The following is a 9,542-nucleotide window of genomic DNA, read 5'->3' on the forward strand; positions in this document are numbered from 1 at the left end:
TATTTAGACTTAATAAAAATAATATTTGAATGATATTTGTCACTTTATAGAAAAATCGTACAAATCAAAGTTTAACAGATTTCTTAGTCTTTGGAAATTAAAATATTTTAACTTCGGGAAAGCTGATCTAATTTTTTAAGTAATGTCGGAATTCTGAAATTTCCGTGCATCTGTTCTACCTTTTGTTTAATTTCATCTACTTCAGTTCCTTTTGCAGTAAGAAACAAAGGCGTTTTACTTTCTCCCCGATAAACGATTCTTCTTCCGGAATCCGGACTGTTAAAACCGTTCTTTGCAATTCCGACTACCGGAAATTTTTGGTCTAAAGCTTCGTAAAGATGCCCTCCAAGTCCTATTTTTCCTTCTTCATCCAGAGTTACATAGCCATCGATAATGATAACATCGCCTTGCTGAAGTTGAATTTTATTTAAAAGACTGAGAATACAGGGTAATTCTCTTTTGTAAAAAGCTCCGCTTTCGTAATCGGAAGTAATCGTTGTTTTTTCTGTGAAAATTTCTGTTTCCTGTTCAGAATTCCAATCCTGAAAGGCTAAACAGACTGTATGGGCATAATCGTCGTAATAATAGGTATCGAAAGCGTAGATCATTCTTCGTTTGTAGTTGATTATTGTTTTTAAATGATGGTAATGTAGTTTTCTCTTAACTGCAATTGATTAAAAAAATTCTCCGAAATGCCACAAAATTCCGCAAGGATCATGCACAAAACATTCTTTTCCCCAATCCATCGTTCTCAAAGGCAAAATTCTTACTTTCTCATATTTTTCAGTAAGATGTAAACTGATAAGTTCCTGATAAAATTCGTCTGTATTTTCAACTTCTACAAAAAGCATGGTGTTATCAATCCATTCTTTTACATAAGCATCCTGAAGATAAAAAGCAGTCTCATTCCATTTAAACAGAGACATTTTAGCATCCAGAACCACCTCTTCAAAACCGAGATCACGGTAAAAACTCCTGCTGATTTCAAAATTTTCAGAGCCTATAAAAGGACGCATTGATTTTATATTCTGTTTCATATTATCTGTTTTTCCAGTTATTATAAGTCATTTCAAATTTTATTTCATTCTTTCCGTGAACTCCGTTTTCTGTCCATCCGGATTTTCTGTAGAATATCTCCGCTCTTGTACTTGGAGAAGTGCTCAGCCAGATTTTCTCATTCGTCTGGGCAAAATACCAGTTGAGCATCGTATCGTGAAGTTTTCTCCCGATTCCTTTGTTCTCAAATTCCGGATGAACAAAAAGCGCCCAGATGCTTTTCTCTTTCATATCTACAATTCCGAATCCCGCAATTCTGTCATTATCTTCACAAACCCAGCCTTTCCCTCTGTTAAAAAGAAAGTTCTCACAATCCTGATTTGTAACAAGATTGGGATCAGATAACGTGTTTTCTTTCACCGAATTTCTTACGATTTGGATCTGTGGAATATCTTTCAGCTCAGCTTCACGGATTTTCATGCAAATTTTAATTTAAATAAAAAGGCAAACTGCTGATCTGCTAATTTGCCTTTTGTATTGTATTTTTTAATTCAATTATTTCTTATCAACAACGATTCTGTCTGGTCTGTTAGCGATTTCCCAAGCCGTTGTAAAAACCAGTTGGGTTCTTTTAGCCAGCAGATTATAATCTATTTTCTCTACATCATCCGTTGGTTTGTGGTAATCTTCGTGGATTCCGTCAAAGAAAAATGCTACCGGAACATTATTTTTAGCGAAATTATAGTGATCTGATCTGTAATACAGTCTTTCCGTATCATTCGGATCGTCATATTTATAATTTAACTCAAGATTATTGGTTTTTTTGTTTGCCGCTTCATTAATTACTTTTAACTGAGAACTCAGCATTTCAGATCCAATGACATATACATACTGTTTTCCTCTGTTTTCAGGATCATCACGACCGATCATATCGATATTCAAATCAACCACGGTATTGGCTAAAGGAAAAACCGGATTATCCGTATAAAATTCAGAACCAAATAAACCATGCTCCTCTCCTGTTACGTGAAGAAATAAAATGGATCTTTTCGGGCCGTTTCCTGCTTTTTTAGCTGCCTGAAAAGCTTTTGCAATCTCCATTACCGCAACCGTTCCGCTTCCGTCGTCGTCTGCTCCGTTGTAAACTACTCCGTTTCTTGTTCCTACGTGATCGTAATGACCGGAGATCACAACAATTTCTTCCGGCTTTTCAGATCCTTCGATAAATGCCAGAATATTTTCGGAATCAGGAAGATTTCCGCCACCTCTTTTCTTCATGAAATCAGACGGAACTCTCTGATAATAGGTTCCCAAAGCTTTAGGATAAGAAATTCCTAAGCCTTTATAGTAATTCACCATGTATTCTCCTGCTCTTTTTTGTCCCGGACTTCCCGTATCTCTACCCTCCATTTCATCGGAAGCAATTACGTACAGGTTTTTCTTTAGATCTTCTGCCTTAATTTCCTTATAGGCAGCCAAAAAAGCTTTATCACCTTTTGCGACAGATGAAGTTTGAGTTGTCCCTGCATCGGCTGCATTTTTTGCCGTTCCGCAGCTTACCAGTACAGCAAGTGAAAATAGTGGAATGAATAATTTTCTCATTATGGAATAATTTGCCTAAAAATAACAAAAAATATTTAATCTTTTACGGATTGCTATTTTTCTTATATTTGAAATAAATGCAAAAAGTATGGAGAATATCTACGGATTCAATCATTACTCTTTTTTTACTGAAATGTCTGAACTGGCAACCCAAAACAACAGTTTTGATCTGTCTTTAGGTTTGCCGGATTTTGATATCGACCACCGTTTGCGGGAGTATCTGAAAGAAGCTGCAGATCTTAACAGCCATAATTATGAACCACTTGCAGGAAATCCGCTTCTGATAAAAAATGTAATCCGTTTTAATCTCAAAAGAAAAAACAGCATCCGATTACAGAAAAATGAAGTAACCGTTGTTCCCTGTGCAACTTTTGCTTTATATACTTCCCTTAAATCTATTCTGAATCAGGGAGATGAAGTTATCGTTATACAGCCTTCTTATTACACGTATGGTCCTTCTATTTTTCTGAATGGAGGCATTCCTGTCTATTATGATCTTGACAATGATTTTTCGGTAAATTGGGAAAAACTGCAAAGTTGCATTTCTGAAAAAACAAAAGCCATTATTGTAAATTCTCCACAAAATCCAACCGGAAAAATATGGTCTGAAAGCGACTGGAATCAATTATACAGCATCATTAAAGATCGGGAAATTTATCTGATTTCGGAAGAAATTTACGATACGTATTGTTTTGACGGAAAGGAACATTACAGTTCGTTTCTTCATCCTGAACTCAAAAAAAGAACCTTCTGCATTTTTTCTTTTGGAAAAATGTTTCATTCTACCGGATGGAAAGTCGGCTATCTTTTAGCACCTGAAGAATTAACGGCGAAATTCCGCTGTCATCAACAGTATATTTCCTACAGTGCAAACGCGCCCTGTCAGTACGCAATAGGCAAATATCTGGAAGTTTTTGATCCTTCACAGAACCAGATTTTAATGCAAAAAAAACGCGATCTTTTTAATGAACTGATTACAGAAACGCCTTTCATTGTTGAACAAAAAGCAGAAGGCGCCGTTTTTCAAATCGTGAATTTCAGAACTGTTTCAAAAACAATGACAGACGTAGAGTTTTCGAAATGGCTTACCATCGAGAAAAAAGTAGCGTGTCTGCCTTTATCTGCTTTTTACAATTCCAGAAAGAATTCAGATTATGTAAGATTCAGTTTTGCTAAAAATGATGATCTGATTATTGATGCGCTTGAGTATTTAAAAAAGCATCTTTAAAATCACTGCAAGCGTAAAGATCTTCAACTTTTTAGATTTCTCCTTTGTCGAAATGACAGCATGAAATATTTTGTTTCGTTGGTTGAGCAGATTTCTTGGCAAGAAAATTTAAATGATATTTAAAACAAAAGCACCGCATGATGCAGTGCTTTCAATATTTAAAGTTGATTTTTACAGAGACAAAACTCTTACATCAATTCTTCTGTTTTTTGCCATACACTCATCGGTATCGTTGGCTGCGCAAACAGGATGCTGAGAACCGTATCCTTCTGCTTCCACCCTGTCTCCGGAAATCCCTAGTTCCAGCAGTTTCAGTTTTGCAGTCTGAGCTCTCAGATTGGAAAGTTTCTGGTTACTCTCTTCATTTCCTGAATTATCGGTATAACCTCCCAATTTGATCTTTAAAGTTGGATAGGCATTCATAATTTCAACTAAATTTAATAACTGTACTTCAGAACCCGCTTTTAAATCACTGGAACCTGTCTCAAAGTAAAGATTTTCTATCGTAAACCATTTATTCGGATCCAAAATTCCCTGATCTTTATTTTTAACCGAATTGTACATCTGATACAACTGGCTTCCTTCTCCTATTTTTATCTTTTTTCCTCCGTTCAACTGAATCTCCTGAATATTTCCTGTATCATAGACAAAGTCACCGCTTTCATTAACGTAGCCTTTAATTTCCTGTGGAACAACAGCTACTGCTCCTGTCGGATTATTCATTGAAACACCTGAAATACCTGTTAAAGCTTCAATTTTCGCTTTTCTGTTGGCATCTATTTTATCTTTGTGTAAAACAGCGAGTGTGGGAGCAATCACCAGAGAAACAATCGACATCAGTTTAATCAAAATGTTCATCGAAGGTCCGGAAGTATCTTTGAACGGATCTCCTACCGTATCTCCCGTTACGGAAGCTTTATGGGGTTCAGAACCTTTGTAATAAGTCTTTCCGTTGATATCGACTCCTTTTTCGAAAGATTTTTTAGCATTGTCCCAAGCTCCGCCTGCATTATTCTGGAACATTCCCATTAAAACACCGCTTACTGTAGCTCCGGCAAGAAAACCTCCCAAAACTTCAGGTCCGAAAATAAACCCGATGAGCAAAGGAGAAACGATGGCAATAGCTCCCGGAAGCATCATTTTTCTGATGGAGGCATCAGTGGATATGGCCACACATTTTTCGTATTCCGGCTGTGCTTTTCCTTCTAAAATTCCCGGAATTTCGCGGAACTGTCTTCTAACTTCTTCTACCATTGCCATTGCAGCCTGTCCCACTGCGGTAATTGCCAATGATGAAAAGATAAACGGAATCATTCCGCCGACAAATAATCCGGCAAGAACATCGGCTCTGTAAATGTCAATTCCGTCAATTCCTGCAATTCCAACAAAAGCCGCAAATAAAGCTAAAGCCGTTAAAGCAGCAGAAGCAATCGCAAAACCTTTTCCTGTGGCTGCCGTTGTATTGCCTACTGCATCAAGGATATCCGTTCTCTCACGAACTTCTTTGGGAAGTTCGCTCATTTCAGCAATTCCTCCTGCATTGTCCGCAATCGGTCCGAAAGCATCAATTGCCAACTGCATGGCTGTTGTCGCCATCATTCCGGCTGCTGCGATTGCAACACCATATAATCCTGCGCAAAGATATGATCCGTAAATTCCGCCTGCCAAAACAATAATCGGAAGCAGTGTAGATTCCATTCCTACAGAAAGTCCGCCAATGATGTTGGTTGCATGACCTGTTGAGGACTGTCTTACAATGCTTGAAACCGGTCTTTTACCCATCGCTGTATAATATTCTGTAATGATGCTCATTAAAGTACCTACAACCAATCCTACCATAATTGCCCCAAAAACGCCCATTTTAGAGAATTCATGTCCTCTGAGAACCATTTTGTCGGGCAAGATATAATTTACCAAAAAATAAGACGCTACAGCGGTAATCACAATGCTTCCCCAATTTCCAAGGTTTAAAGCATTCTGAACGCTTGATGTGGAAGAATCTTCATTGTCATTAATTCGGACAAACAGGGTTCCGATCATTGAAAAAATGATTCCTGTTCCGGCAATCAGCATTGGGAGAAGAATCGGGGCAAAACCACCGAAAGAATCCTGAGAAATGGTTTCTCTTCCCAAAACCATGGTTGCTAAAACCGTTGCTACGTAAGAACCGAATAAATCGGCTCCCATTCCGGCAACATCTCCTACGTTGTCTCCTACGTTATCTGCGATAGTTGCAGGATTTCGAGGATCGTCTTCGGGAATTCCGGCTTCTACTTTTCCTACCAGATCGGCTCCTACATCTGCTGCTTTGGTATAAATTCCGCCACCCACTCTTGCAAAAAGGGCAATGGATTCAGCTCCCAGAGAAAATCCTGTAAGAATCTCAATTGTTCTTTCCATTTCTTGGGAATCCACGGTTGCGTCGGGTGCAAAAATCTGTTTGATGATTAAGAATAAAGCTCCCAATCCTAAAACAGCCAAACCGGCAACGCCCATTCCCATTACGGAACCTCCTGTAAAAGAAACTTTTAAAGCTTTAGAAAGGGATGTTTTGGCAGCCTGTGCCGTTCTTACGTTGGCTTTTGTAGCGATTTTCATCCCAATGAAACCCGCAGATGCGGAAAATATTGCTCCGACTATAAAGGCAATCCCGATACTCCAGTGGGAGTTGGCATTGCTCATCCCCATCACCGCTAAAAGAATCGCTACCACAACTACGAAATAGGTTAAAATCTTGTACTCGGCTTTCAGGAAAGCCATTGCACCGTCAGCAATATGTCCGCTGATAATTTTCATTTTTTCATTTCCGGCATCCTGCTTACTTACCCAGTTACTCTGAAAAAAAGTATACAGTAAAGCAACGACACCAAAAATTGGTACTAACACAAATAGATCCATAGTTTAATATTTTTTTGGTAATAGATTATTAAATATAACGAATAATTTCTATGGATTATGTTAAAATCTTTATAAGTATTTCAAAATTAGCAGTTAAACGATTAAACGGATTGAATTTATTATGCTTGAAGCAACTGATGTAAAATATATGCTGATTAGAGAAATCAAAAGAACAATGTTGCAAAAATTTTTGGTGGAATGAAAATCTCTGAGGTTTTGGTTAGCAATCTATTAAGAGTGATAATTACTAGCCCTGATTGGAACGACATCCTTTTTTGTTGCGGGCGGAGCATAAACTGGAGGTTTACGAACGTAGTTCAGGAGCCCGTAACAAAAAAGATACAGTGGAAAGCAGGAAACAGCTCCTAAATTAATGAAAGATTGACAATATCTCGTTTTTTATGTTTTCGAAAGGTATGATTTCGGAATTTTCAATAAAAATATAAAAACGATCAAAAAGAAAAAGGATAAACGAAAACCGTCTATCCTTTAATTTATCCGAAATAAAGAGAATTTATCCTCCGTATTTGTTTGAATAATCTTCCTGAGAAGCTTTGATTACTTTTTTAGCGTGCTCTGCTCCGTAAACTTCCTGAATTCTGCATTTTGCAGGCTCATCCGGTAAGTTCTTGTAAGTAAGGAAGTAGTGCATTAATCGTTTCACTTCTGCTTCCGGCAGTTCTGAAATATCTCTGAAATGTCCGAATGCGTGATCTCCGATCATTACTGCTACGATTTTATCGTCTGCTTCACCTCCATCGATCATTTTGAAACCTCCGATTGGAATAGCTTCCATTAACAAACCTCCTGCGTGAATGTTGTGAGAGCTTAAAACGCAGATGTCTAGCGGATCGTGATCTCCCATCGTAACGTCTGTAGCGCCTCTTTCAACTGCTAAATTCATTACTGCGCTGTCGCAATAGGTTCTTGGAACAAAACCGTATAATGCCGGAATAATATTTGAGAATTTCTGAGGTCTGTCTACCTTTAAAAATCCTGTTTCTTTATCTACTTCGTATTTAATAGTGTCTGAAGGAACGATCTCCACGAAAACATTTACAACATTTGGCGCATCTTCTCCTGCAGAAATTCCGTGCCATGGATGTGCTTTAAAATTTGGAATCATTATTTAAAATTTATTTTTTTAGTTAAGCTATTATTAAAATTTCTTTTCTTAAATCTTCAATGGTCATAGAAATATAGTCTTCTCCTTCCATATAGTTCATCAGAAAAATAGTTTTGAACTCATCAAGGTTTGCATTTCCGTTGATTCCTTCATAGGTTCTGTGAAGAAGTTCTATAACTGCGTTTTTGGAATCGACAATGTTTTTCCATGAATTTTTGGTGATGTACAATTGCTGTGAAGCGTTGTAATCGAATTCTTCATTGATCGCTTTTTCAGTCAGAAAAATAAATTCATGAGCTGCAAGACCTTTATCAAACCTCTGGATAAGATTGGACGGTTTTAATCTTTCCATAAATAGCGTCATTCTTTCGTAAGACTGGGTTTTATTTTCGGAATTGGACTTTACAGAAAGTAATCTGATTTCCTGCTCTTTAAGTTTAATATAAGTAAATACAAACTGTCGAAGCAAAACCAGAAAAGGTATTGCAATAATCAATGCAAAAGCATAGGGTAAATATCCTGAAAAACTTGTCATAATTTGAGGTAGCAAAATTAGTAATTATTTGGCTATTTTTCTATAGTATCAGCTAATATTTGCTTTTTCGAATTCTGATACGCAATTAACGACAATATTATGACTAAATAAAACCCAACCATCATTCTGTTTACTAATGTAGGAAACATTATAAAACGTAATGATACAGTAAGATAAACAGCAACATACAGACCTAAAAAAATTAAACTTTTTCTGTTTTTACTAATGATTAATCTATAATCTAAAATAATAATGATAAAAATTAGCAGTAACGGGAAGTAAGATGTATTCCATTCAAACAGTATTTTTCCTTTCACACAGTTTAAATATTCACGAAAATTAAATACATCGGGATTTGAAATCGGATACAGCTGAACTTTTGTAAACTGGTTCATAAACAAAACAGACCACGGGATCTGGTTAAAATATTGTATGATTGCGAAAGTTAATGCAAAATAGCCAACTGAAAATAAAATTTCTTTTGATTGAAATTTAAAATCCTTTCTGAAAAAGTATAATAGTACAGATAGAAATGTATAAAAAATAAAATATTCTGGCCTTGTAAGAATACATAAAATTCCAAATATTGAAGAAACAAAAAGATTTCTTTTCATTAATACAAAATAAAAACTAAGTAATAAAAGTAATGTAGAAAAGCCATCCGGAGTAGCATGTCTTGAGGTATCTAACAGAGGTTTGAATAATGAGATCAAAATGGTTAAAATAAAAGCCAGATAATTATTTCTAAGTATTTTTTTTAAAAAAATAAAAATCAGAATGACGATTAAGACATAGGAAATAATAGTAATAAGAAAAGTAGATGTTGAAGCAGAAAATCCAAACTTAAAAAAGACTGAGTTTATTAAATTGTAAAACGGTTTTACCGTAAATAACTGAAGTTCTTCTTCATACATTTTAGGATTTTCAGATAAATTCTTATAATAACTGTTATCTCCGATCGCCTCTTCTTTCCTTTCCATATTTACCTTACCTGTATCCGGATCTTTTTCTTTAAGTTCACTATAAACTTTTTTATGGATCTCTTCAATTTTCATATCAGGGAAATTAGCTTTATATACTAATCCCATGTAAGCTTCAATATCTGAATTGTAATATTGATGTGTATAGAGATAATATGTCATTAAACATAAATAAAG

Annotated in this window: 9 protein-coding genes; 1 reads left to right on the forward strand and 8 read right to left on the reverse strand. The window is 36.1% G+C overall.

Features of this window, described 5'->3' with window-relative positions; all coding sequences use genetic code 11:
- Window positions 1–107: 107 nt before the first annotated feature.
- The 4 genes from DD829_RS11295 to DD829_RS11310 form a co-directional block, all read right to left on the reverse strand.
- Window positions 108–608, reverse strand: a complete 501-nt coding sequence (locus tag DD829_RS11295) for an endonuclease V (protein ID WP_108409822.1) — start codon at window positions 606–608, stop codon at window positions 108–110.
- 66 nt (window positions 609–674) lie between these two features.
- Complete coding sequence (locus DD829_RS11300) at window positions 675–1,037, reverse strand: glyoxalase (RefSeq protein WP_108409823.1); 363 nt, start codon at window positions 1,035–1,037, stop codon at window positions 675–677.
- 1 nt (window position 1,038) lies between these two features.
- Window positions 1,039–1,476 (reverse strand): GNAT family N-acetyltransferase, encoded by a 438-nt coding sequence (locus tag DD829_RS11305; RefSeq protein ID WP_116547751.1) that lies wholly within the window; start codon window positions 1,474–1,476, stop codon window positions 1,039–1,041.
- Window positions 1,477–1,551: 75 nt separating this feature from the next.
- The gene (locus DD829_RS11310) at window positions 1,552–2,598 is read right to left on the reverse strand and encodes a M28 family metallopeptidase (RefSeq protein WP_108411125.1); all 1,047 of its coding nucleotides are present in this window, start codon (window positions 2,596–2,598) and stop codon (window positions 1,552–1,554) included.
- A gap of 88 nt (window positions 2,599–2,686) precedes the next feature.
- Between DD829_RS11310 and DD829_RS11315 the strand changes: the two genes are divergently transcribed.
- Window positions 2,687–3,826 carry an aminotransferase class I/II-fold pyridoxal phosphate-dependent enzyme gene (locus DD829_RS11315; protein WP_108411124.1) on the forward strand — a complete coding sequence of 380 codons (1,140 nt, stop codon included), beginning with the start codon at window positions 2,687–2,689 and terminating at the stop codon, window positions 3,824–3,826.
- A 171-nt stretch (window positions 3,827–3,997) separates the two neighbouring features.
- Here DD829_RS11315 and DD829_RS11320 read toward each other — a convergent pair whose 3' ends face one another.
- The 4 genes from DD829_RS11320 to DD829_RS11335 form a co-directional block, all read right to left on the reverse strand.
- Entirely contained in the window at window positions 3,998–6,724 is a 2,727-nt protein-coding gene (locus DD829_RS11320; protein WP_108411123.1) for a sodium-translocating pyrophosphatase, read from the reverse strand.
- A 514-nt stretch (window positions 6,725–7,238) separates the two neighbouring features.
- A complete protein-coding gene (locus DD829_RS11325; RefSeq protein ID WP_076390334.1) occupies window positions 7,239–7,850 on the reverse strand; it encodes an inorganic pyrophosphatase in 612 nt (203 codons plus the stop codon).
- Window positions 7,851–7,872: 22 nt separating this feature from the next.
- Window positions 7,873–8,385: a hypothetical protein gene (locus tag DD829_RS11330; RefSeq protein WP_076390335.1), complete on the reverse strand. Its 513-nt coding sequence runs from the start codon at window positions 8,383–8,385 to the stop codon at window positions 7,873–7,875.
- Window positions 8,386–8,417: 32 nt separating this feature from the next.
- Window positions 8,418–9,542 (reverse strand): glycosyltransferase family 39 protein (locus tag DD829_RS11335; RefSeq protein ID WP_194294694.1); only part of this gene is annotated, 1,125 nt, incomplete at its 5' end.

This window comes from Chryseobacterium sp. HMWF035 (genome assembly GCF_003094695.1).
GTDB classification, from domain to species: domain Bacteria; phylum Bacteroidota; class Bacteroidia; order Flavobacteriales; family Weeksellaceae; genus Chryseobacterium; species Chryseobacterium gambrini.